Annotated in this window: 23 protein-coding genes and 1 pseudogene; 15 read left to right on the plus strand and 9 right to left on the minus strand. The window is 37.9% G+C overall.

Annotated features, from left to right (window positions below; all coding sequences use genetic code 11):
• Positions 1-25: 25 nt before the first annotated feature.
• The 3 genes from rpsA to ACINWC743_RS19530 all read left to right on the plus strand — a co-directional run bounded on the left by rpsA (position 26) and on the right by ACINWC743_RS19530 (position 2,551).
• Positions 26-1,702, plus strand: coding sequence for a 30S ribosomal protein S1 (gene rpsA, locus ACINWC743_RS19520; RefSeq protein WP_004830978.1), 1,677 nt, complete (start codon positions 26-28; stop codon positions 1,700-1,702).
• 159 nt (positions 1,703-1,861) lie between these two features.
• Positions 1,862-2,164, plus strand: a complete 303-nt coding sequence (locus ACINWC743_RS19525) for an integration host factor subunit beta (protein WP_004720793.1) — start codon at positions 1,862-1,864, stop codon at positions 2,162-2,164.
• Positions 2,165-2,185: 21 nt separating this feature from the next.
• A complete protein-coding gene (locus ACINWC743_RS19530) occupies positions 2,186-2,551 on the plus strand; it encodes a lipopolysaccharide assembly protein LapA domain-containing protein (protein WP_009586634.1) in 366 nt (121 codons plus the stop codon).
• A gap of 85 nt (positions 2,552-2,636) precedes the next feature.
• On the opposite strand, the gene ACINWC743_RS19535 is transcribed toward ACINWC743_RS19530, so the two are convergent.
• Both ACINWC743_RS19535 and ACINWC743_RS19540 read right to left on the minus strand, forming a co-directional pair.
• Positions 2,637-2,954 (minus strand): AzlD domain-containing protein, encoded by a 318-nt coding sequence (locus ACINWC743_RS19535; protein WP_009586639.1) that lies wholly within the window; start codon positions 2,952-2,954, stop codon positions 2,637-2,639.
• Between the two features lies 1 nt (position 2,955).
• A complete protein-coding gene (locus ACINWC743_RS19540) occupies positions 2,956-3,618 on the minus strand; it encodes an AzlC family ABC transporter permease (protein ID WP_009586648.1) in 663 nt (220 codons plus the stop codon).
• A 117-nt stretch (positions 3,619-3,735) separates the two neighbouring features.
• Here ACINWC743_RS19540 and ACINWC743_RS19545 point away from each other — a divergent pair, with 117 nt between their 5' ends.
• Both ACINWC743_RS19545 and pyrF read left to right on the plus strand, forming a co-directional pair.
• Positions 3,736-4,284, plus strand: a complete 549-nt coding sequence (locus ACINWC743_RS19545; protein WP_004830974.1) for a helix-turn-helix domain-containing protein — start codon at positions 3,736-3,738, stop codon at positions 4,282-4,284.
• Between the two features lie 103 nt (positions 4,285-4,387).
• Positions 4,388-5,068 (plus strand): orotidine-5'-phosphate decarboxylase, encoded by a 681-nt coding sequence (pyrF, locus tag ACINWC743_RS19550; RefSeq protein ID WP_009586638.1) that lies wholly within the window; start codon positions 4,388-4,390, stop codon positions 5,066-5,068.
• A 105-nt stretch (positions 5,069-5,173) separates the two neighbouring features.
• Here pyrF and ACINWC743_RS19555 read toward each other — a convergent pair whose 3' ends face one another.
• Both ACINWC743_RS19555 and ACINWC743_RS19560 read right to left on the minus strand, forming a co-directional pair.
• A complete protein-coding gene (locus ACINWC743_RS19555) occupies positions 5,174-6,082 on the minus strand; it encodes a lysine exporter LysO family protein (protein ID WP_009586642.1) in 909 nt (302 codons plus the stop codon).
• An 86-nt stretch (positions 6,083-6,168) separates the two neighbouring features.
• Positions 6,169-7,686 (minus strand): flavin-containing monooxygenase, encoded by a 1,518-nt coding sequence (locus tag ACINWC743_RS19560; protein WP_009586643.1) that lies wholly within the window; start codon positions 7,684-7,686, stop codon positions 6,169-6,171.
• A gap of 154 nt (positions 7,687-7,840) precedes the next feature.
• On the opposite strand from ACINWC743_RS19560, the gene ACINWC743_RS19565 reads away from it, so the two are divergent.
• Complete coding sequence (locus ACINWC743_RS19565) at positions 7,841-8,851, plus strand: helix-turn-helix domain-containing protein (RefSeq protein ID WP_005029229.1); 1,011 nt, start codon at positions 7,841-7,843, stop codon at positions 8,849-8,851.
• Between the two features lie 108 nt (positions 8,852-8,959).
• Positions 8,960-10,114, plus strand: a complete 1,155-nt coding sequence (gene zapE / locus ACINWC743_RS19570) for a cell division protein ZapE (RefSeq protein WP_009586656.1) — start codon at positions 8,960-8,962, stop codon at positions 10,112-10,114.
• A gap of 484 nt (positions 10,115-10,598) precedes the next feature.
• Here the strand turns inward: zapE and ACINWC743_RS19575 are convergent, their stop codons facing one another.
• Positions 10,599-11,951 (minus strand): TrkH family potassium uptake protein, encoded by a 1,353-nt coding sequence (locus ACINWC743_RS19575; RefSeq protein ID WP_004830967.1) that lies wholly within the window; start codon positions 11,949-11,951, stop codon positions 10,599-10,601.
• Between the two features lie 8 nt (positions 11,952-11,959).
• Positions 11,960-12,610 carry a potassium channel family protein gene (locus ACINWC743_RS19580; RefSeq protein ID WP_004830966.1) on the minus strand — a complete coding sequence of 217 codons (651 nt, stop codon included), beginning with the start codon at positions 12,608-12,610 and terminating at the stop codon, positions 11,960-11,962.
• 234 nt (positions 12,611-12,844) lie between these two features.
• Here ACINWC743_RS19580 and ACINWC743_RS19585 point away from each other — a divergent pair, with 234 nt between their 5' ends.
• Both ACINWC743_RS19585 and ACINWC743_RS19590 read left to right on the plus strand, forming a co-directional pair.
• Positions 12,845-13,390, plus strand: a complete 546-nt coding sequence (locus tag ACINWC743_RS19585) for a hypothetical protein (RefSeq protein WP_004830964.1) — start codon at positions 12,845-12,847, stop codon at positions 13,388-13,390.
• Between the two features lie 51 nt (positions 13,391-13,441).
• Positions 13,442-13,939 carry a hypothetical protein gene (locus tag ACINWC743_RS19590; RefSeq protein WP_009586644.1) on the plus strand — a complete coding sequence of 166 codons (498 nt, stop codon included), beginning with the start codon at positions 13,442-13,444 and terminating at the stop codon, positions 13,937-13,939.
• Between the two features lie 270 nt (positions 13,940-14,209).
• Here the strand turns inward: ACINWC743_RS19590 and ilvA are convergent, their stop codons facing one another.
• Positions 14,210-15,748 carry a threonine ammonia-lyase, biosynthetic gene (ilvA, locus tag ACINWC743_RS19595; RefSeq protein ID WP_004830962.1) on the minus strand — a complete coding sequence of 513 codons (1,539 nt, stop codon included), beginning with the start codon at positions 15,746-15,748 and terminating at the stop codon, positions 14,210-14,212.
• Positions 15,749-15,863: 115 nt separating this feature from the next.
• On the opposite strand from ilvA, the gene rpiA reads away from it, so the two are divergent.
• The 5 genes from rpiA to ACINWC743_RS19620 all read left to right on the plus strand — a co-directional run bounded on the left by rpiA (position 15,864) and on the right by ACINWC743_RS19620 (position 18,626).
• On the plus strand, positions 15,864-16,535 hold the full coding sequence (gene rpiA, locus ACINWC743_RS19600; RefSeq protein WP_004830961.1) for a ribose-5-phosphate isomerase RpiA: 672 nt from the start codon (positions 15,864-15,866) through the stop codon (positions 16,533-16,535).
• Positions 16,536-16,620: 85 nt separating this feature from the next.
• Complete coding sequence (locus tag ACINWC743_RS19605; protein ID WP_009586641.1) at positions 16,621-17,295, plus strand: M48 family metallopeptidase; 675 nt, start codon at positions 16,621-16,623, stop codon at positions 17,293-17,295.
• A gap of 52 nt (positions 17,296-17,347) precedes the next feature.
• The gene (locus ACINWC743_RS19610; protein ID WP_009586657.1) at positions 17,348-17,704 is read left to right on the plus strand and encodes a glyoxalase superfamily protein; all 357 of its coding nucleotides are present in this window, start codon (positions 17,348-17,350) and stop codon (positions 17,702-17,704) included.
• A 31-nt stretch (positions 17,705-17,735) separates the two neighbouring features.
• Positions 17,736-18,149, plus strand: coding sequence for a bleomycin resistance protein (locus tag ACINWC743_RS19615; RefSeq protein ID WP_009586636.1), 414 nt, complete (start codon positions 17,736-17,738; stop codon positions 18,147-18,149).
• Positions 18,150-18,191: 42 nt separating this feature from the next.
• A complete protein-coding gene (locus ACINWC743_RS19620) occupies positions 18,192-18,626 on the plus strand; it encodes a GNAT family N-acetyltransferase (RefSeq protein ID WP_228129119.1) in 435 nt (144 codons plus the stop codon).
• On the opposite strand, the gene ACINWC743_RS19625 is transcribed toward ACINWC743_RS19620, so the two are convergent.
• Positions 18,616-19,437, minus strand: a complete 822-nt coding sequence (locus ACINWC743_RS19625; RefSeq protein ID WP_009586633.1) for an alpha/beta fold hydrolase — start codon at positions 19,435-19,437, stop codon at positions 18,616-18,618. The genes ACINWC743_RS19620 and ACINWC743_RS19625 overlap by 11 nt on opposite strands.
• A 4-nt stretch (positions 19,438-19,441) precedes the next feature.
• Entirely contained in the window at positions 19,442-20,194 is a 753-nt protein-coding gene (locus ACINWC743_RS19630; RefSeq protein WP_009586654.1) for a hypothetical protein, read from the minus strand.
• A 431-nt stretch (positions 20,195-20,625) separates the two neighbouring features.
• Between ACINWC743_RS19630 and ACINWC743_RS19635 the strand changes: the two are divergent.
• Positions 20,626-21,849: pseudogene (locus tag ACINWC743_RS19635) on the plus strand (IS256 family transposase).
• The last annotated feature ends 32 nt before the right edge of the window (positions 21,850-21,881 follow it).

Below are 21,881 nucleotides of genomic sequence, written 5' to 3' on the forward strand. Positions count from 1 at the left end.
GACCGCTGACTTTTCTAGGTATATCATGACCGAATCTTTTGCAGCCCTCTTTGAAGAAAGCGAATCAACTCTTAATATCGACAAAGGTGCCGTTATTAAAGGTATCGTTGTTAGCATCGACTCTGACTGGGTTACTGTTGACACTGGCCTTAAATCTGAAGGTGTTGTTGCACGCTCAGAATTCTTAAACGAACAACGTGAACTTGAAGTTCAAGTTGGCGACGAAGTTGATGTTGTTGTTGAAGCGCTTGACAACGGTATGGGTCAAACAGTTTTATCACGTGAAAAAGCGAAACGTGCTGAAACTTGGACTAAACTTGAAAAAATCTTTGAAGACGGCGAAATCGTTACTGGTGTTATCTCTGGTAAGGTTAAAGGCGGTTTCACTGTTGACATCGGTCCAGTTCGTGCATTCTTACCTGGTTCATTGGTAGACACTCGTCCTATCCGTGACACAACTCACCTTGAAGGTAAAGAGTTAGAATTCAAAGTAATCAAACTTGATGCTAAACGTAACAACGTTGTTGTATCTCGTCGTGCTGTTATGGAAGCTGAATCTTCAGCTGACCGTGAAGCGCTTCTTTCTCAATTGGAAGAAGGTCAAACAGTTACAGGTACAATCAAAAACCTTACTGATTACGGTGCATTCGTTGACCTTGGTGGTATTGATGGTCTTCTTCATATCACAGATATGGCTTGGAAACGTATCAAACACCCTTCAGAAGTTGTTGAAGTGGGTCAAGAAGTTACTGTTAAAGTACTTAAATTTGACAAAGAACGTAACCGTGTATCTTTAGGTCTTAAGCAATTAGGCGAAGATCCTTGGTTAGCGATCATGAACCGTTATCCTAAAGGTTCTATCGTTAAAGCGCGTGTAACGAACTTAACTGATTACGGTTGTTTCGCTGAAATCGCTGAAGGCGTTGAAGGTTTAGTTCACGTTTCTGAAATGGATCACACCAACAAAAACATCCACCCATCTAAAGTTGTTCAGATTGGTGATGAAGTTGATGTTATGGTTCTTGAAGTTGATGAAGAGCGTCGTCGCATTTCATTGGGTATCAAGCAAACTCGTGCGAACCCATGGGAAGAATTCTCTAAGTCACACGACAAAGGTGAAAAAGTTTCAGGTACGATCAAGTCAATCACTGACTTCGGTATCTTCATCGGTTTACCAGGCGGTATCGATGGTCTAGTTCACTTGTCTGATATTTCTTGGAACGAACAAGGCGAAGATGCCATCCGTCGTTACAAGAAAGGTGATACAGTTGAAGCTGTTATCTTGTCTGTAGATGCAGAAGGTAACCGTATCAGCCTTGGTATCAAGCAAATGAACAGCGATCCGTTCAATGACTTCTTAGCTGCTAACGAACGCGGTGCGTTGGTTAAAGGTACAGTAACTGCAGTTGACGCTAAAGGCGCTACTGTTAAGTTAGCTGACGAAGTTGAAGCTTCTTTGAAAGCATCTGAAATCAACCGCGATCGCGTTGAAGATGCAACTAAATTCTTAGAAGTTGGTCAAGAAGTTGAAGCTAAAATCATCAATGTAGATCGTAAATCACGTTCTATCAACTTGTCGATTAAAGCGAAAGACGAAGCTGAAGAGAAAGAAGCAGTAGCTAACTTGAAGACAGCTGCAAATGGTCAAGACAATGGTCCTAAGACTATTGGTGATTTGATCAAAGCGCAAATGAACCACTAAGTTATTGTTAAGAAGTATTATTTAATGTAATTAATTAATATTTTTTATTCAAATACTGTAAAAGGTAGCGTAGTATATGATGACTGCGCTACCTTTTTGTATTTAAAAAGGATATTATCTAGTGTATGTCAAATAGCATTAAAATTAATGAGGTCTTAAATGACAACTGAAGCACTTAATAAGTCTGACTTAATAGAAAGAATTGCTCTCAAGAACCCACATTTGGCAGAGCCATTGGTTGAAGAAGCAGTAAAAATTATGATTGATCAAATGATTGCATCATTGTCTTCAGATGATCGTATTGAAATTCGTGGTTTTGGTAGCTTTGCACTACATCACCGCGAGCCGCGTGTAGGTCGTAATCCTAAAACAGGTAAGTCTGTAGAAGTTGCAGCGAAAGCAGTGCCACACTTTAAGCCTGGTAAAGCATTGCGTGATGCAGTAAACGAATCTGCTAACTAATAAAATTCGAATGGGGTGATTATGCGCTATTTCTTAGTTGCATTACTGTTGGTGGTATTTGGTTATGCTTTAGCATTAGTCCTACAAAACCCTGCTGAGCTGCCAGTAGACTTGTTGTTTACACAGGTTCCAGCAATGCGTTTAGGGCTATTACTATTATTGACTTTAGTCCTCGGAATTGTTCTTGGATTGTTGCTTGGTGTACAGGTTTTCCGTGTATTCCAAAATGCTTGGGAAATTAAGCGTCTTCGTAAAGATATTGATCATCTCAGAAAGGAACAAATTCAGACTGCGCAATTGGCTGCTGCTGAAGCTGCTGCAAATGCTCGTCATGAAAAGACGGTATTAGATATTCAACCTGAAAACAAGAATTCTAATCCTCTTTAATCATTATGCTAAAAAAGCGCTTTATTTCACCGGTAAAGCGCTTTTTGCTTTCTCATTGATTCCATTTCTTTTAGTTAAAATCGCACTACTTGATCAAGCGAAACACAGTAGTAACAAGCGTAGATACGAGAATAATACTGATCAGCGAATAATTTTTCCAAATTAAATACAAACCGACAGCGACACCGATAATTTTAGCAAAATCAGTCGATTCGTTGCCTTCAAAAAAAGTACTCAAGATTGCAATCGAAAAAAGTAAAGTGGTTGCTGTATCATTAAACAATTGTTCTTGCTGTTTACTGATCAAAAAATAATGATTAAATGCCAAGCCTGAGTAGCGAATTAGGTATGTGCCACCTGCAAGAATCATAATACCAATTAAAATAATCATTTGTTGATTCATGTTATTTTCTTCCTGCAATTAGACCCAACAAGGACATGAGTATTGGGATTCCAGTTGGAAGAAAAGGAACTGTTGCTAAACTTATTATTGCACCTGTGATTGCGGATCTCCGTGTTGATTTTCGCTTTAATGCGTTGAATGTAAGTGCAAACAGCACTACAGGAAAAATCGTATCGATTCCTAAAAGTTTTGTATACTCTAGGTGGCTTCCCATAAGATAACCTATCAATACGCCTAAGGGCCAAGTCAGCAAAATTCCCATTCCACAAAGCCAATATGCACTACGTTTTAGAGTGTCTGTTGATTGTGTAAGCCCGAATAATACACTTTCATCATTCATGATATGGCTTGCAAAAAACTTAAACTTATTATTTTCAATAAAATGATGTACAGCTAAACCAAATGGGAGGTGGCGAAGATTGATTAAAAGCCCAGCAATTGCAGCAGTAATTGGGCTGCTCCCAGAAGCGATCATGCCAATAAATGTAAATTCAGCAGCGCCTGCCAGTACGCAACTTGATAGAAGCAATGGAATCCAGATTGGCAGGTGATAGTTGACGGCAAGTGAGCCTAAGGAAACACCAATTAATCCTGTGGCTATACAAATAATCACAATAGATTTGACAAGAGGTCTAGGTAAGCTTTTAATTTCTTTATACTTCATCAGAGTCAGCCTGAATTTAGAGTGTAGGATTGTTCGATATAATGAACAGTCATTTGTTATAATAGTTTGATTGTAATTGTTCGTCAAATCGAACGATCGTATTTTTTGAGTGAAATAATGACGATACCTATTGAAATCATTGCAACCAATTTACAAAGAGAACGGAAAAGTGCAGCCTTGTCCTTAGGAGAGGTTGCAAGACGTGCAGGCATCGCGAAATCTACACTCTCTCAGCTTGAGTCTGGACAGGGTAATCCTAGTCTGGAAACATTATGGGCATTATGTGTGGCTTTAAATATTCCTTTTGCTAAACTGGTAGAAGTACAAACACAATCATCGCAAGTTATTCGCTATGGAGAAGGTGCTTCTGTAACTTCTGAAATATCGAATTATCAAGCAGTCTTGTTAGCAACATGTCCACCGAATGCAAGACGGGATGTATATATTTTAACGACTCAACCAGGAGAACCTCGTTGTAGTCAACCGCATCCTGTGGGGAGTGTGGAGCATATTATTATCATGCAAGGATCAGCGAAAGTAGGTTTGGTCAATGCTTATGAAGTTCTAAAAGCTGGTGATTATATGTCTTATCCAGCAGATCAAGCGCATATCTTTGAAGCACTCGAGCAAGATACACGCGCAATTCTAATTTCTGAACAGAGATAGTGCATTTTGCAATGTTAAAACTGGGTTTTTTAGTGAAGTCGGTTTTCTGCTTCTCCTAATCACTTTATAATGTGCCAAATTTTATGTGATGGAATGAAGATCCGTGAGTATTATTGTTGCCTTAGATGCAAAAAGCCAATATGACGCCCTAAAAATTGCTGATCAGCTCGATCCATCACTATGCCGTTTAAAAGTGGGTAAAGAACTATTTACTCATGAAGGTCCAAGTGTCGTTAAAGCATTGCATGATAAAGGCTTTGAAGTATTTTTGGACTTAAAATTTCATGATATTCCAAACACGACTGCGCAGGCAGTATGTGCTGCGGCTGACTTAGGGGTATGGATGGTGAATGTGCACGCTTCTGGTGGTCGTAAGATGATGGAGACCTGTGTAGAGCGTTTAAAAGCAGGTAATTATTCTACACAACTGATCGCTGTAACTGTTTTGACCTCAATGGGGCGTGAAGATCTACGAGATATTGGTTTAGATATTGAACCTTTTGAGCAAGTGAAGCGTCTTGCCAAACTCACTCAAGACAGTGGTTTGGATGGTGTAGTCTGTTCTGCACAAGAAGCAAAAATGTTACGCCAAGATCTAGGCGCAGAATTTGCGCTTGTTACACCTGGGATTCGCCCAGCAGGTGCAAATGCAGACGATCAAAAACGTATCGTTACACCTAAACAAGCGATGCTTGATGGTTCGACACATTTAGTCATTGGTCGACCGATTACTCAATCGGAAAATCCAAGCCAAACACTTCAAGATATTCTCTCAACGCTTTAAAAAGTAAACCCTCTTTCAATATTGAAAAGAGGGTTATTTTTGGTTGCATTATAAAGAACATTTTAATCTAACGATGTATGAAAAACATTCGAAATTATAAATCGTTTAAAGTGCTGCCAACATGCTGACCGCAATTGGGGCAAGTACAGACAGGACAAAACCACTGACCATCGCATGTGGAATAAAATCATTGCCGCAGGCTTGTTTTACCATGGGTAATGTGACATCCATTGCTGTTGCACCAGCTGAAGAAATTGCAGATCGTGGGTAACGCCATCCAATCAGATACATAAATAAAATTGCAAATATTTCTCTAAATAAATCATTCATTAAAGCCACACTACCTAAGTGAGCGTTCTTTAATTCTGTTACTACAATCCCCGTCATAGAATAGAAACCATAACCTTGCGATAACATGATTAAATCTCTCATACTGATGCCTTGTATCAAGAAAAATGAAGCAATTGCACCAAAGAGTGAACCGATTACACATGCCAAAGGAACCAGCATGATTTTCCAATTTAACCAAGAACGATCCAGTGGTGAATAAGCTAGATCCAAACCGATCAATAGCATATAAACTAAAAGTAGGTTCCATGTACTGATATGTAAAGGTAAATCAGCAGCATGTGCAAATTCAGCCAGTGCATAACCGATTGCCAAAGCGATAAAGGCATAACTAATATTTAATAACGAACCGAGCAATAATTCAGCAGAGACTTTACCTTGGGCGGGTTTAAATCCAATCGCTTTAAACACGATGTAGCAACAGATAAAAGCACCCAATGATGTGGTTAATGCGATCGTCAGGGCGCTGGTTAATATTTGTGCAGGACTGGCAATATTGTGAATGGTCTGAGAAAATTCGATGGCAATCGCAATGAGTAAAATATAAGTGAAATAAGGTAATATCTTGAACGCGATTTTTTCAATAATTTGAGGAATTCTTCGAGCGAGAATAAATCCTAAAAACAAGCAAAATAATAGTTGAAAAATTAACCAAAGCGATTGCATAAAAAATAGATAGGCAGTGAAAACCTATCTATTATAGCGAAGCTTTTAAAAGCTGCTTGCAATATTATGTCCTGATTATCAAAAAATTATGCGGCTTGAGATTTGGCTTGAAGTTTTTGTTTGTTTCCTAACAGTCTAAAATCACTCGGATTAAGCTTGCGTGTTTCTAACCAAAACTTCCAGGTATATGTAGGCCAAAGCGCAAAGTTTTTACCGCCATCCTGTTGATACCAACTCACACAACCTGACTGCCAAACGGTACCTTCAAGTTGCTTTTGAACTTTTTCATTAAATTGATCTTGAATTTCTGCTTTAACGACAACAGCTTGCGTTTGGGTTTTTTGCACCATTTGAATCAATTGTAAAATATAATTGACTTGGGATTCGATCATGAAAATAACAGAGTTATGCCCTAATACAGTATTCGGTCCAAGTAATTGGAATAGATTTGGAAAGCCTTTGGTAATGACACCATAGTAGCTTTCTGCGCCATCTTTCCAAACTTGTTTTAATTCAAGACCATTTTCCCCATAGCAATCAAAAGATTTTAAGTAAATGCGTGGATCAGTAATAAAACCAGTACCATAGATTAAACAATCAATTTGGCGTGCTTTACCATCTTTCGTGATGATTCTGTCTTCCGTTATTTCTTGAATAGCATCAGTAATCAGTTCAACATTGTCACGATTGAAAGTTGGAAAATATTTATTTGAAATAAGGATGCGTTTACAGCCCATAACATAATCAGGAATGAGTTTTTTCGCTGTTTGTTGATCTTTGACTTGGAATTTAATGAAGGCTTCAGCAAGTTTTTGACCGTATTTCATGATTTGTGGTTTAACAATAGGTACTACACGCGACTCATTCGACCAATATAAACGGGCACGATGTAGTTTTCTAAACCATTCAAAGCGCTGAAATAGCTTTTTATCAAGCGTATTGTAGGCACGCTCATCACGTGGGATTACCCAAGCAGGTGTCCGTTGTAATACATAGAGATTTTTGACTTTGGCAGCGATTTCAGGAATGTACTGAATTGCACTTCCTCCAGTCCCAATGGAGGCAACATTCTTTTGATTCAGATTATATTTATGGTTCCATTGAGAGGAGTGAAACACTTCACCTTTAAATTTTTCAATGCCTTTAATCTGTGGAATTTGTGGAACATGCAGAGGACCAGATGCAAAAATAACAAATTGTGCATCAATTTGCTGACCATTTTTTAATGCTAAATGCCAATTAAACTGATCTTCGTCATATTGTGCAGAAATCACTTCTTGGTTAAATTGAATATATTTTTTTAAATCATATTCTTGAATCAAATCTTGGATATAATCAAAAATCTCAGGTGCTTCCGCATAACGTTTTGACCAATCAGTTTTGGGGGCGAATGAAAGTGAGTACATGTGCGATTGAACATCACAAGCAGCACCAGGGTACTGGTTTTCACGCCAAGTACCGCCCACATCATTGGCTTTTTCAAGGATAATGAAGTCATGGATATTGGCTTGTATTAAGCGAATTGCCATGGCTAATCCCCCAAAACCTGCTCCAATAATTGCAACTTGTGTTGATTTTGCTTTAACCGCAGATGTTGTACTCATTTTTCTTTACTCTGAGTTTTCCAGTTTTGCATAGAATATAGAAATTGTAGAATTTGAAATATGATTGCACTGACATGAAAATTGATATATTCGGCAATTTCCAAAAAGTTGACTTTGTAGTAAAAAGTTTGGGTGAAAATGAAATGATGATGAAATGAAGCGATCGATTCTCGGTTTAATGTATTTAATTCACGGTATGCGTAATGCGGGAATTGATGTTGACTCACGTCTTGCAAGTGTCGGAATTAAAGCTGATGCACTTGATCCGAGTTCAATTATTCATCCCAGTTTAGAGTGGGATATTCAGAAAATTATCGGTCAAGGTGTACAGCCTGAAACAGGTTTATTCATTGGTCAGCATTATTCTCTAGCAGGATATGGTCCTTTATTGATGCTATTGGTGACTTGCAGTAATGTCGGTGATGCAATTCAAAATGGGATTCGTTATCAAGGTTTGACCTATCTGTATGGAGTACTTGGGCTTGAAAAAGGTCATCATCAAATTGCACTGACTTATCAACCAGTGGATTTGGAAACCGAAATGGGTTTACTTCGGGCGCAATGTGAAATTTCAGGGACCTATAAATTTCTTGACGATATTTATAAAATGATGGGATTAACTGCACCAAGTGTCAGAATTGAATTACCGTTTCAGCAACCTCAAGATCCCAGTATTTTAAAACAATACCATGATTATTATGGTTCAGATTTACACTTTAATTGTGATAACGCTGCATTTTGGATTAATGAAGATGTGATGCAATTGCCCATACCTTCAGCTGATCCCATTACCCATCGGGTGTATGAGGCAAAATGTATTGCTGAAATTGAGCGTTTAAATGCTGAGGAACAGAAAGTTGCTCCGCTGATTCAACGTGTCAATGATTATTTGGAATTACAACAAGGTGTTATTCCATCGATGGCTGAGGTTGCACAGGCTTTAAATGTTCCTGAGCGTACCTTGCGCCATCAGTTGCAACAATTGAATACCAGCTATAAACAGATTCGAGAGCAGTTAATTAAACATAAAGCTTTACGTTTGATTGAATACAAAGAGTATTCGATTGAAGTGATTGCCGAATTGTTAGGCTATTCAGAACCCGCGGCATTTAATCATGCGTTTAAGCGTTGGTTTGGACAAAGCCCGCGACAGTACGGTAAATAAACAGGTGGTGTTAAAATGAAATACAGTATCGAAATTATGCCAAAGTTTTATTTATCAAAAATGAATCTTCGATATACTTCCTTTAGCCTTTAAAAGTAACAATACGATATGTTATTAGATCAGAATAGAACTTCTTCAACAGCATTTACTCCCGTTTCACCTGCTGAGCGTTATGCCAAAGCATTATCCTCTGGGCAATTTTTACCAGATGACGCTCAAGCACAAGCAGTACATGAGCTGGAACGTGTATGGCAAGAGCTGATTAATCGTTATAAAGCTTCAAAAAAGGCTTTTCGTCGTTTCCGTCGCCAAACAGCGCCAAAAGGGGTTTACATGTGGGGTGGCGTTGGACGAGGAAAAACATGGTTAATGGATCAATTCTACGATTCCATCCCATTTCGTCGTAAAACACGCATGCATTTTCATCACTTTATGCAATTTGTTCATAAAGAACTTAATAAATTATCTGGGCAGCGTAATCCTTTGGATATTGTGGCAGATCAGATTTACAAAGAAGCGGTTGTTATTTGCTTTGATGAATTTTTTGTGTCCAATGTGACTGATGCAATGATTTTGAGTGACTTGTTCCAGAAATTGTTCACTCGTGGCATTACTTTAGTGGCAACCTCAAATATTGCGCCAGATGGCTTATACAAAAATGGTATCCATCGAGATCGTTTTATCCCAACCATTGAAATGGTGAAAACCCATTGCGTCGTTTTAAATGTAGATGCTGGGGTAGATTATCGTTTACGAGTATTGAAACAGGCACAATTGTTTAAAGCACCGCTAACCGATGATCATAAAGTGTGGATGGCAAAACGTTTTAGTGCTTTGACAGCTTCACAGACGGTGTCGGAAGAACCTATTACGATTAATAATCGTATTGTTGAAACTCTGGGACATACTGAAGATGTATTATGGTGTGATTTCAGAGAGCTATGTATGAAGCCGCGTAGCCCATCTGACTTTATTGAAATTGCAAATATTTATAATACTGTTCTTGTGAGTAATGTACCGCATTTGACTGATTTGCTTTCAGAAGGAACACGTCGTTTTATTTATTTGGTCGATGAGTTTTATGATCGTGGAGTAAAATTATTATTAACTTCTGAAGATTCAATTATTGAAATTTATCAAGGTGAAAAGCTTGCCTTTGAAATTGAGCGTACACGTTCGCGTTTGCTAGAAATGCAGTCTGATGAATATTTACAGTCTGAACATCGTCTGATTAAAGGCAACAGTGAATTAGAAGTTGAATAATTGATTTATGTATGTAAAAAGCGATCTTGGTCAACAAGATCGCTTTTTTATGCAAGCTATAGTCAAACCGCCTGATTATTCATACAAGTGATTTGGATGATTCTTTTATTTTATACTTTTGAATCATAAACAGTCTTGCTATCACGAGGCGACATGAATGTCGCCATGTTGAGCGGGGGGATGAGGATGTACCCCTCGCTCAACGGAAGATTTTTGTTACTTTTCATCTCTGAAAAGTAAAGTATCGCCTACGCAAAACAATTTAAACTTTAGAGCTAAAGCGTGGCAGTGTTAGCTTTATATCATTAAACAATATATTGATCGTTTTAATTTTATTGATCAAGAGAAATGATATTCTACTGTATGAATTTTTCAACAGATTGACTATATAAATAAAACTTCAAGCTCAATATTTTCCCATCCGCATAAGCTGATGGGAATGTATTGAATGATTCTTTAGACACTTCGTCTGCAAAGATAGAAGTTAGCCTACTTGAATTTCTGTAGTAGGGTGGCGCACACGACTTTTATTCGGGGTTGCAATCAAATAAGCTAATGTAAGAGGACCTAGACGTCCAGCAAACATGAGACAAATTAAGGCAATTTGACTGCCTGCATGCAGATTTTCAGTTATTCCTCGCGATAAACCAACAGTGCATGCTGCGGAGACCGCTTCAAATAGTAAATCTAAAAACTTTTTATCTGGTTCAAGGATCAACAAAGTAAAAAAACCAATCAAAATCAAAAGAGATGTGATGGCTATGACTGCAAGGGCTTTAAATGTAGCTTGATGAGAAACAGAATGACCAAAAACTGTAATTTCATCTGAACGTTTTAAAAAAGTGATGACACTTAAAATCATAATGATAAATGTACCCACTTTAATCCCACCCGCAGTACTGAGCGACCCACCACCAATAAACATTAGCACCATGGTGATTAAGGTAGAAGCATTGCTCATACTGCTGACTTCCAAACTGTTAAAGCCTGATGAACGAGGAACTGTTGCATGAAACCATGCGTTAAGTGCTTGGTCACCAAAAGACATAGGTGCAAGTGTGAGTGGATTAGATGCTTCAATCGCCCAAATCACGATAAACGCAAACAGATTGAGCCCAGCAATGGTCGACAGAATTAGTTTGCTGTTGGTTGAAAGTTTCTTCCAGCGTTTGGCTTTCTTAATGTCCATCAATACAACAAAACCAATACCACCAATGATATATAACATACTGATGGTAAAGGTCACCATGTACTGATCTGAGAAACTCATTAAGCTGTTGGGGAATAGTGAGAATCCACCATTGTTAAAAGCAGAAATACTATAAAATAGGGCATAGAAGAAAGCGTGTTCTAGGTCGTAATGATGCGACCATGCCATGGTCAGAATACCCGTACCAATCGCTTCAAAAAATAATGAATAGAGAAAAACACCTTTAACAGTAAAAGTTGCTCTTGCTAAACTGGTTTGCCCAATGGTTTCTTGCGCCATAATTTGCTGTTTGAGCCCAATCTTGGACGATAGACTTAGTGCAGCGAGGATTGCGAAGGTCATAAATCCCAGACCACCACATTGAATCAAGATCATGACCACCACTTGACCGAAAGTGGTCAGTGATTCACCGATATTGACGACTGACAGCCCTGTGATCGTTACTGCGGATGTCGCAGTAAAGAGGGCATCCACCCAAGTCAAATCACCTTGATGGGCAAAAGGAAGTTTGAGCAACACTGTTCCAATAATAATAAAACTCAGAAAACCTAAAGCGAGTAAGCTTGGAGGGCTGAGATTGATACTGTTGTGTTGCTTGTTGATCAGTTCTTTTTTAGATAAACGCATAGTTATAACTATAAGAAGCGAATCGAAAATTGTCTGAGCATTTCTACAGGTCCTTCAAGAATTAAAATGTCTTTTTCCTGTAAAATTGTGCCAGGTGCAATATCATAGAGGACATGAGATCCACGTTGTAACAATAAAGTGGTGAGTTCTGGGGTATTTTCCATGACAGTTTGAAACTGAGCGCCTTGTAAGTTCGCACCAATTTCAATTTTTACGATATAACGATCATTATTGAGCGCCATATAGCGTCTGACCATCGGATAACTTAAAGACTGGGCAACACGGATTCCCATATCTTCTTCAGGATGAATGATTTTACTGATTCCCAAATGCGATAAAATCATGTGGTGGGATTTAGATTTAGCTTTGACAAAAATCTTTTCAATACCCAGGTTTTTGAGATGAAGTACGCACAAAATACTCGCTTCAATATCTTCTCCAATTGCAACTACAACAGCATCACAATTTTTGATATTGAGTTCATCTAAAACATGTTCATCTGTTGCATCTGCAATGACGGCATGACTGATTTTATCTGCAATGTTTTCTACATTTTTCTTTAATGTATCAATACCAATCACATCATGGTTTAAGTTGGTGAGTTCAAGCGCAACAGCTTCACCAAAACTACCTAAACCGATAACAGCGAACTGCGCCATTCTACAAAATCCTTATCTCAGCACTGAAATTGTGTGAGCATTATCATCTTCAATTTTTATATATTTTATATTTAAAGTATTCAATCGCCAATCTCGAAACCTTGAATATAAACTGATATATGTAAATAAAACCTGAATTATGTCATAAAACCTTCAAATGAGTTAGCTATGCTCATTCAAGGTATACAAAATTGATCCTCATTAGGATTTAGTTCTTTAAGTAAGTATAAGAAAATGGACGATAAAAAAATTTATAAAATACTCCAACATTGGTTCCCTGAATTGAAGCAAAGGGATATACCAAAAAAGAAGTATCGTAAAAGTTTTGAAGAGTTTCTGAATTGGATGGCTGCTGAAAAATTCGGCGGTCGTTTTCGTGCATATTTGATGAAAATAGATCGCATGGAATTTCATGAAAATCAGATTGAGCGAAGTGCGGTATTTCATGAATATGCCGTTGATGGTCTAGGTATTCAAAGTACCATTCGTCAAAGAGCTCAACCTTTATTTGATCATTATGAATTGCATAAAGATGTTATTGGACGTTATTATAATGTGCAAGATCAAGTCTATGATATTGTATTTGAAGAAATATTAACCGAAGCAAAACAGCATCAGCATGAGTTGCTTCTGATCTACGCTGAAGATTATTATTGGTTAATTGTTCCTAACCATGAGCATAAAATCGAAAAATTCTGTAAACATTTTAATAAACAATTTCATGATGAAGATGTCAGTATTGAGCACTATGCATTATTTGATTGTTCTAGATCGACTTGAGGTTTAAATTTGCTTTTCACTAAGCTAACAATAATATGATGAGAGATTATAATGCCACATAAAATATACCCACTTCTTCAAGCAACTGTTGCTGAATTAAAGACACAACCCATTCCTGTAGACGATGAATTCGATTCTTTTGATGAATGGGTCAATGAACAGCATGATTTCCTACATTATTTTGAATTAAAAGATTATTATGATAATGGAATTGAAGATAACTTTTATTTTAAAAAGCACAATGTTGACACTGAACAATTGCAAAATGAAATTGAAAGTGCCGTTGGGGAACTCTTTGAACAATTTGAAGATGCTGATGATGTTTCATTTGAAGATCAAATGGATGTGATGGAACGTACAGAGGAAATCATTTTTGATGCGATTAAAAAAGTAGCCAACCAATACCAGTTATCATTATTAGTGGTTTATCGAGAGAATCCATATTGGATGTTGCTACCTACGCAAGATGAAGATCAATTGATTCAAATTGCAGATGCTTTTAATGAGGCATTTAATGATGATGGTGATTTAAATATGGTCGTATATTGAGTATAGGTCGCTTTATTGTATGATTGCTTTAAATATTTGATCTATATGTTTTAACTTCTTAAAACCCTTTCGACTATTAAAAGTGGACTGCGTGAAATTATAGCGATATTGATAGTTCTATCCTGCATTGCTAAAGAAGGAGATTGAGTAACTATTTTTGCTGAATGACGGTTCGGGAAAGAGTCATGAATCAAGCAAGTCTATTATTTTTATAAAATGGATATAAATAGCCCGTAAAGTATTACGGGCTATTTATAGGCTTCATTAAATTTATTTCAAGAAACGTTGATAACCGAGATTATTGGTAATTTCTTGGTATGGATAATTGATATTTTCTAAAGTCTCAATTAAACCATCTGGGTTTTGTACGGCATCTTCTGCATCCAAACCAACCAAAACACGACCTTCAGCTGCACCATGATTACGATAATGGAATAAGCTGATGTTATGTGTAGGACCCAAACGTTCAAGGAAAGTCAATAATGCGCCTGGGCGTTCAGGGAATTCAACTCGGAATAAACGTTCATTGGCAATATCTGCATGACCACCAATCAAATAACGAATATGCAGTTTTGCGACTTCATCATCAGATAGATCATCAACATCATAATGAACTTTCAATGCTTCATAGATGTCATGGCGTTCTTTTTCACCAAATTTTAAACTAATACCGACAAAAACCTGAGCTGCTGAAGCATCACTTGCGCGATAGTTAAATTCAGTGATATTACGACCTTGTAAAGCACGACAGAAGTTAAGGAAAGAACCTTTTTCTTCTGGGATCGTAACTGCAAAAATCGCTTCTTTACGTTCCCCTAATTCAGTTCTTTCAGCAATATAACGTAAACGGTCAAAGTTCATGTTTGCACCACAAACAATTGACACCATGTTCTTGCCTTCAAGCCCATGCATTTCTACATATTTTTTGATACCTGCCAAAGCCATTGCACCAGAAGGTTCTACGATACTGCGACATTCGTCATAAGTATCTTTAATCGCTGTACAGATTTCATCGGTGTTGACTAAAACTACCTCAGGCTCAACAATTGGTCCTGAAAGATCAGATTTTTGTAATTGAATCACTTCAAATGGTTTCTCACCAATCTGAGCCACAGCTGTGCCATCAGCGAATAAACCAACAGAAGGTAAAATCACGCGTTCTTTAGCTTCTAAAGCGGCTTTTAGACAGGCAGATTCATCATATTCTACAGGAATGACTTTGACATGTGGTGCGACATCTCCCAGATACGCTGCTACACCTGCAATAAGACCACCACCACCAACCGCAACGAATACATATTCAACATCGCGCCATTGACGTAAAATTTCATTGGCTATCGTTCCTTGCCCAGCCATCACCAGTTCATCATCATAAGGTGGAATAAAGGTCATTCCTTCATCTGCTGCACGTTGAATTGCATATTTATTGGCAACATCAAAAGAATCGCCGTGGAGAACCACTTCACCACCCAAACGTTTAACGGCTTGTACTTTAATATCGGGTGTGGTTTTGGGCATCACAATAATGGCGCGAATACCTAACTTTTGACCAGATAAAGCCACGCCTTGTGCATGGTTACCCGCAGAAGCAGTAATAACGCCACGTTCCAACTGAGATTTCGGTAATTGGCTGATACGGTTATAAGCACCGCGCAGCTTGAAAGAAAAGACAGGTTGTAAGTCTTCGCGTTTGAAGCGAATGTTATTGTTTAGTTTTTCACTAATTCGTGGCGCTGCTTCGAGTGGGGTTTCGATTGCAACGTCATAGACCGTTGCCTGTAATATTTGTCGAACCAAACGAGACAGCATGTTAATTTTCCATCTAACAGTTTAAAATGAGCATCCATTGTAACAAACCGTTGCACCTTTGCGTTTTAAAATTATGCAAAATGTGCAGGAAATTGAAATTTAATTGAGAGATGTCATGAGCCTTTATGCAACCCAGGATGAGAAAAAACAAGCTGCAGCCCAAGCCGCTTTAAAACACTTACCAAAAGGGGGCATTTTGGGTGTGGGAACTGGAAGTACAGTCAATTTTTTGATTGAGCTTTTGCCTCAACTTCAACTTGAAGCTGCAGTAGCAAGTTCTGAGGCGACTGCGCAACGCCTTAAAAAGTTAGGAATTGAGGTGGTTGATATGAACCATGTCGGTGGTTTAGATGCCTATGTGGATGGTGCGGATGAAATTGATCGTCATATGCATATGATCAAAGGTGGTGGTGCTGCACTGACACGCGAGAAAATTGTTGCTTCAATTGCAAAAAAGTTTGTATGTATTGTCGATGATTCAAAATGGGTTGAGCAATTAGGACGTGAATTTCCGTTACCAATTGAAGTGATTCCTATGGCACGCTCAGCAGTTGCACGCAAAATCGTCTCTTTAGGGGGTGATCCGACTTATCGTGAGGGTGTTGTTACTGATAACGGTAATGTGATTTTAGATGTTTTTAATTTGAATATTTTAAATGCGCTTGAATTGGAAAAGACCATCAACGATATTCCAGGTGTTGTATGCAACGGGATTTTTGCAATCAATAAAGCTGATGTTGCCATCGTTGCAACCAATAATGGTATTGAAGAGCGTACAGCGATCTAAATATTAGTTCTATTCCTGTTAAACCCTTCGTGGAGAAGGGTTTTCTTTCTTCTAAGGCATTGGGGTAAATTAAATTTAGAGTTATATGACAGCCACACTTCCTGAAATTAAAATTACTCATCATGCACGTGCAACACGTTTACGTTTACGTGTTGAACCATCTCAAATTCGATTAACTGTGCCCAAGTTTTGTACTCAACGTCAAATTGATGATTTTTTAAAACAGTCAGAACAATGGGTGATTGAAACATGGCAAAAACAGCAACAACATATTTCGCTTGTTGACCGAAGTTTACCATCTACATTGAGACTATTTAATCTGCAACAACCACTCAAGATTATTTATCAAAAGCAAAAGCAAGCCTATGTTTTTGATGAGCAATCACTTACCATTTTGATCAGTGATCATCAAGCCGAAGTTTATTTAAAAAAATTTGTAATTCATTATGCTCAACAGCATTTGCCCAAGTACTTACAACAAATCAGTGAACAAACAGGTTTAAAGTATAAACAGTGTACAATTAGACAACCTAAAACCCGTTGGGGAAGTTGTACTTCTCGACATGATATTATGTTGAATGGCGCATTGGTATTGTGTGATTTACAGATCACACGCTATGTATGCATACACGAATTAGCGCATACTCGATATTTTGATCACAGCCCTACATTTTGGTCAGAAGTTTCGAAATATGATCCGAATTATAAGCAACATCGTCAAATTTTAAAAAATGGAACTTTACCTTGGTGGTGGAGCTGATCCAATCGTAAAATAAAGTGTAAATTTTAAAAAAATAGCGTTGGAAAATAACATGGCAATAAAAAGAATCGTCAGTAATATTCAGGCTTTTGACCTGACCTTGGCACAAACATTTTATGCTGACTTTCTAGGCATGGATTTAGTCATGGATCATGGGTGGATCAAAACCTATGCGAATTATGAAATGATGCACCCTCAAATTAGCATTGCATCACAAGGTGGAAACTCAACAGTTGTACCTGATTTTTCAATCGAGGTAGATAATGTCGATGAACTGTATCAGCAGGCAGTGGAGTTGAATTTGATCATCACGTACGCGTTGACTCAGGAAGAATGGGGCGTAAAGCGTTTTTATGTCAAAGACCCATTTGGAAAAATCATCAATATATTGCAACATATTGAATCTTAGATTTTTAAAATGATAATAGGATAGGTGTTCAATGCAATGGAACAAATTGGTCCCAGAACTAATCGTAAAAGATTTGCATAAAAGTTATCAGTTTTGGGTGGAACTTTTGGGCTTTACTGTTATGTATCAGCGAAAAGAAGAACAATTTATCTACCTTGATCTGGATGGTGTACAGTTTATGCTGGAACAACAACAGGAAGGGCAATGGCTTACAGCACAGTTAGATTATCCATTGGGACGAGGGATAAACTTTCAAATCGAAGTTGAACAGCTTGATGAGATTTTAAGTCGTTTAACTTTGGCTCAATGGTCACTGTTCAGTGTGTTGGAAGAATGCTGGTATCGTGCAGATGATGTAGAGCATGGTCAAAAACAATTTTTAGTCCAAGATCCAGATGGCTATTTATTACGTATTGTTGAGGTGCTTGGGGAAAGACCAATTTAACTTGATAAAGAGTGAAATGCCATAAAAAAGATGCTTGGAACGATGATGAAGATCCGATATTTTCAACCACAAGATATGCTGCCATTGAGTGAACTTTTTTTAGAGAGTCGAAAGAAGAGTTGGTCATGGCTGGATTCTTCGAAATGGCAACTTGGAGATTTTGAGGTATCTACGCAAAATGAAATTGTTCTCGTTGCTGAAAATAATCAACAATATTTGGGCTTTACTTCTATTTATCTTCAAGATAATTTTTTACACCATCTCTTTGTTGCTCCAAGTGTACAAAATCAAGGCGTCGGCAGCACTTTGTTAGCATCGGCAGAAAAACTATTTAATGGCACAGGCTATCTCAAATGTTTATCTGAGAATAAAACTGCGCTGGCTTTTTATAAACACCATGCTTGGAAAGCAGTCAGTACAGGTGAAAGTGATGATGGCGCTTATGTATTGATGTCTAAAGAAAAAATTATAAAGTAGTCCTATTCACCCATTGTTTAATTTTATTGACTATTTGTTCGGGTTGCTTAATCCAAGCACTATGTTGATTTCCCTTGATGGTTTGGGTGAGATCTAAAGTTTCCACAATTGGCTGTTTGAAATAATGACTTAAACCCAACATGGATGACATTGGTGCAAAGTCATCATCCTTTAAAGCAATAAATAAGGCTGCATTTTTAACAATCTTTTGCTGAGTGATGATGTGTTTATAATTTCCTGTAAAGACAACTTTTGACCAATCTCGCATTAAAGATTTGGCTTCTCGATTGCCAAAGGCAATTTTATACCCAGCAAAATAACCATCTTTTAAAATCATGGCATTGATAACACTAACCGCTTTTAAGATATTGATTTTGCCTTTTAAGTCCCAGTTTTTTAGCCCGATATTGCCTGTTGCTATACCAATAACTGTATTGTCATGGCTTTGGGCATACAATGTCGCCAAATGCCCACCTAAACTATGACCCAATAAAATAGGTGATTGAAGATTTGCGTCTAAGGCAACCTGTTCAAGTTGTGGAATAAAATCACGAATAAGATCGGCATAACCATAGTCAATTTGAGCAGATACATGAGGTGTGTTGCGTCCACAATAGGGATAATCTGCAACAACGAGATTAAAACCATGATTTGTGAGCAAAGAAATTAACTTTTCGTATTTATTTATAGCTACGCCTAAAGCAGCCAATATAATAATTGTATGTTTATTTTGTGGGTGAAAATAAAGCTCAACAAGGATAGGATGTTGTTGAAAATATATCGTTTTTTTGGTTAAGGTGTTATTCAACATTTGATTATTCCTTAAAAATATTGAGCTGAATCATATAGGGCAATCCTAATCTAGAAACCAAAGCTGTGCGGGATTGAGGATGATTAAGCGATTCCTTATGTAAAAGTTTTTTGAAATGCGAATTAAATTGAGTTCGAGGATGCTGTATCAACACATCTTCAGCATATGTTTTTGAGAATCGTGCATAATCAGTGCCAATCACATCGCATGAAGTCGCTTGTTGTAGCAAGAGAGCCTCTATCGGTAAATCTTGATTAGATTCATCTAAATACCCATTCATATGTAGACAAATAGCTTCAGAAATAATCTTTGTTCTTGATGCATCATACTGATGTTTTAGACATAAATTTTCCGAACGTAAGGCGCTTTCATAAGTAAAGCAGTTACATGAATATTGATCCAAATGCTCAACTAAACCTAAATCGTGCATTAAGCAGGCAATGACAAAACTCTCTTGGTCAAAATGCCAGTCTTTGCTATGTGCTATACCGACTCCCCAAAAAAAGCTACGCCAGGAATGGTGGAAAATTACTCGATCTTGTGTGTTTTCTAGCTCAGCCATTGCCTCTTTAACCATAGGTGTATCAGGGATTTGAACATCGTGTAATGCAAAATGAGTATGATTAACATGAGACTGTATAAAGGTTTTGGCGTACTTATACGTGGTTGGAAGTAAAGTCTGTTTGAGCAGGTTGATTTTTTCTTTAAAGCTTAGACTTCCTTGGTTGATTTCCATCCATTTTCGGGATCCGATCATAACAAGTTATTCCTATTGTTAATAATTAGAGTAATTACTCTAATTTATTCTCTCTGAATTTATTGAGGAATACAAGAAGCTTTAAATCAATAGTGAGTGAAGCTGAGCTTTGTTCCTCGCGTGGATAAGCAACTTCTAATGGTTTTTGAATATAGCTGATGATATAAAATAGATGAGTTGTCTGATTAGAATAGGATAGGATTGAATCAAAGGCGCGATAAAAAGAGTATAAAATTTAGGTTTTCATCGCATGGAGGAAATGAAACTCTTAAAAACAAATCAAATTACAAAATAATATGACTATTTTTAAGCATTAATTGGGCGTGTATAAAAAAATACTCTAAACTTGTCGACTTTCGAGCCTGTAAATAAAACTGTGTAAATGTCCAAATCTTAGTACCCTGTAATAGGGATAGATGGAGACATCCACAATGGATCACAGTCAATTGATGGCACTAGCAAAAGAATTTGCCAAAAACCTAAAAACAGATTCTGACCTGAATGAATTCAGTAAAGCTCTAAAGAAACTTACCGTTGAAACAGCCCTAAATGCAGAACTCACCGAGCATTTAGGGCATGAGCGTCACCAGCCTAGTGCCAAAGGCAATGCACGTAATGGCTACAGTAAGAAGCAACTACTCACGGGTGATGGTGAGTTTGAGCTGAATACCCCACGTGATCGTGATGGTACATTTGAACCACAATTAGTGAAGAAACACCAAACCAGAATCACCAGCATGGATAGCCAAATCCTATCGCTGTATGCCAAAGGCATGACCACCCGTGAAATCGTCAGTACATTCAAAGAACTATACGATGCAGATGTATCTCCTAGTTTGATTTCCAAGGTGACAGATGCGGTTAAAGAGCAAGTGATTGAGTGGCAGAATCGCCCACTCGATAACATTTACCCCATCGTGTACCTTGATTGCATTGTGGTGAAGGTCAGACAGGACAACAGCGTTATTAACAAAGCTGTCTTTCTAGCATTGGGTGTTAACCTTGAGGGTCACAAAGAACTGCTGGGTATGTGGATCGCCGAGAATGAAGGTGCCAAATTCTGGCTGTCCGTTCTAACAGAACTAAAGAATCGTGGTGTACAAGACATTCTGATTGCCTGTGTAGATGGTTTGAAAGGCTTTCCTGATGCGATTACTACCGTCTACCCACAAACACGCATTCAACTATGTATTATCCACATGGTACGCAACAGTTTGAAATATGTGAGTTGGAAGGACTATAAAGCCGTCACCAGTGACTTGAAGCGTATTTATCAAGCTGTTACTGAAGAGTCTGCCTTGCAGGCATTAGAAGTCTTTGCGAGCACATGGGATGATAAATACCCGCAGATTAGCAAATCTTGGTACGGGCACTGGCAGAACCTAAATACCTTGTTTGCTTATCCAGCAGATATTCGTAAAGCGATTTACACCACCTGAGGAGTATTGCTCCGCAAGTTTGAATCACTAAATAGTGTGATTCGGCAGGCAATCAAGAAGCGTAAGCTCTTTCCAACCGATGACTCGGTCAGAAAGGTAATCTATTTGGCAATTGAAGCTGCATCAAAAAAGTGGAATATGCCAATTCGGGATTGGCGTGCTGCTATGAGTCGGTTTATGATCGAATTTGAAGGTCGTTTAGACGCTTTCATTTAAGCGACATTTACACAGAAGTTTTTACAGGCTCC

The organism is Acinetobacter sp. WC-743, from assembly GCF_000335555.1.
GTDB classification, from domain to species: domain Bacteria; phylum Pseudomonadota; class Gammaproteobacteria; order Pseudomonadales; family Moraxellaceae; genus Acinetobacter; species Acinetobacter bereziniae.

Excerpts from the sequence above, each read along its gene's own strand:
- rpsA (WP_004830978.1), top strand. The coding sequence starts at position 26 with ATGACCGAATCTTTTGCAGCCCTCTTTGAAGAAAGCGAATCAACTCTT.
- ACINWC743_RS19525 (WP_004720793.1), top strand. The coding sequence starts at position 1,862 with ATGACAACTGAAGCACTTAATAAGTCTGACTTAATAGAAAGAATTGCT.
- ACINWC743_RS19530 (WP_009586634.1), top strand. The coding sequence starts at position 2,186 with ATGCGCTATTTCTTAGTTGCATTACTGTTGGTGGTATTTGGTTATGCT.
- ACINWC743_RS19535 (WP_009586639.1), bottom strand. The coding sequence starts at position 2,954 with ATGAATCAACAAATGATTATTTTAATTGGTATTATGATTCTTGCAGGT.
- ACINWC743_RS19540 (WP_009586648.1), bottom strand. The coding sequence starts at position 3,618 with ATGAAGTATAAAGAAATTAAAAGCTTACCTAGACCTCTTGTCAAATCT.
- ACINWC743_RS19545 (WP_004830974.1), top strand. The coding sequence starts at position 3,736 with ATGACGATACCTATTGAAATCATTGCAACCAATTTACAAAGAGAACGG.
- ACINWC743_RS19555 (WP_009586642.1), bottom strand. The coding sequence starts at position 6,082 with ATGCAATCGCTTTGGTTAATTTTTCAACTATTATTTTGCTTGTTTTTA.
- ACINWC743_RS19560 (WP_009586643.1), bottom strand. The coding sequence starts at position 7,686 with ATGAGTACAACATCTGCGGTTAAAGCAAAATCAACACAAGTTGCAATT.
- ACINWC743_RS19565 (WP_005029229.1), top strand. The coding sequence starts at position 7,841 with ATGAAGCGATCGATTCTCGGTTTAATGTATTTAATTCACGGTATGCGT.
- zapE (WP_009586656.1), top strand. The coding sequence starts at position 8,960 with ATGTTATTAGATCAGAATAGAACTTCTTCAACAGCATTTACTCCCGTT.
- ACINWC743_RS19575 (WP_004830967.1), bottom strand. The coding sequence starts at position 11,951 with ATGCGTTTATCTAAAAAAGAACTGATCAACAAGCAACACAACAGTATC.
- ACINWC743_RS19580 (WP_004830966.1), bottom strand. The coding sequence starts at position 12,610 with ATGGCGCAGTTCGCTGTTATCGGTTTAGGTAGTTTTGGTGAAGCTGTT.
- ACINWC743_RS19585 (WP_004830964.1), top strand. The coding sequence starts at position 12,845 with ATGGACGATAAAAAAATTTATAAAATACTCCAACATTGGTTCCCTGAA.
- ACINWC743_RS19590 (WP_009586644.1), top strand. The coding sequence starts at position 13,442 with ATGCCACATAAAATATACCCACTTCTTCAAGCAACTGTTGCTGAATTA.
- ilvA (WP_004830962.1), bottom strand. The coding sequence starts at position 15,748 with ATGCTGTCTCGTTTGGTTCGACAAATATTACAGGCAACGGTCTATGAC.
- rpiA (WP_004830961.1), top strand. The coding sequence starts at position 15,864 with ATGAGCCTTTATGCAACCCAGGATGAGAAAAAACAAGCTGCAGCCCAA.
- ACINWC743_RS19605 (WP_009586641.1), top strand. The coding sequence starts at position 16,621 with ATGACAGCCACACTTCCTGAAATTAAAATTACTCATCATGCACGTGCA.
- ACINWC743_RS19610 (WP_009586657.1), top strand. The coding sequence starts at position 17,348 with ATGGCAATAAAAAGAATCGTCAGTAATATTCAGGCTTTTGACCTGACC.
- ACINWC743_RS19615 (WP_009586636.1), top strand. The coding sequence starts at position 17,736 with ATGCAATGGAACAAATTGGTCCCAGAACTAATCGTAAAAGATTTGCAT.
- ACINWC743_RS19620 (WP_228129119.1), top strand. The coding sequence starts at position 18,192 with ATGATGAAGATCCGATATTTTCAACCACAAGATATGCTGCCATTGAGT.
- ACINWC743_RS19625 (WP_009586633.1), bottom strand. The coding sequence starts at position 19,437 with ATGTTGAATAACACCTTAACCAAAAAAACGATATATTTTCAACAACAT.
- ACINWC743_RS19630 (WP_009586654.1), bottom strand. The coding sequence starts at position 20,194 with ATGATCGGATCCCGAAAATGGATGGAAATCAACCAAGGAAGTCTAAGC.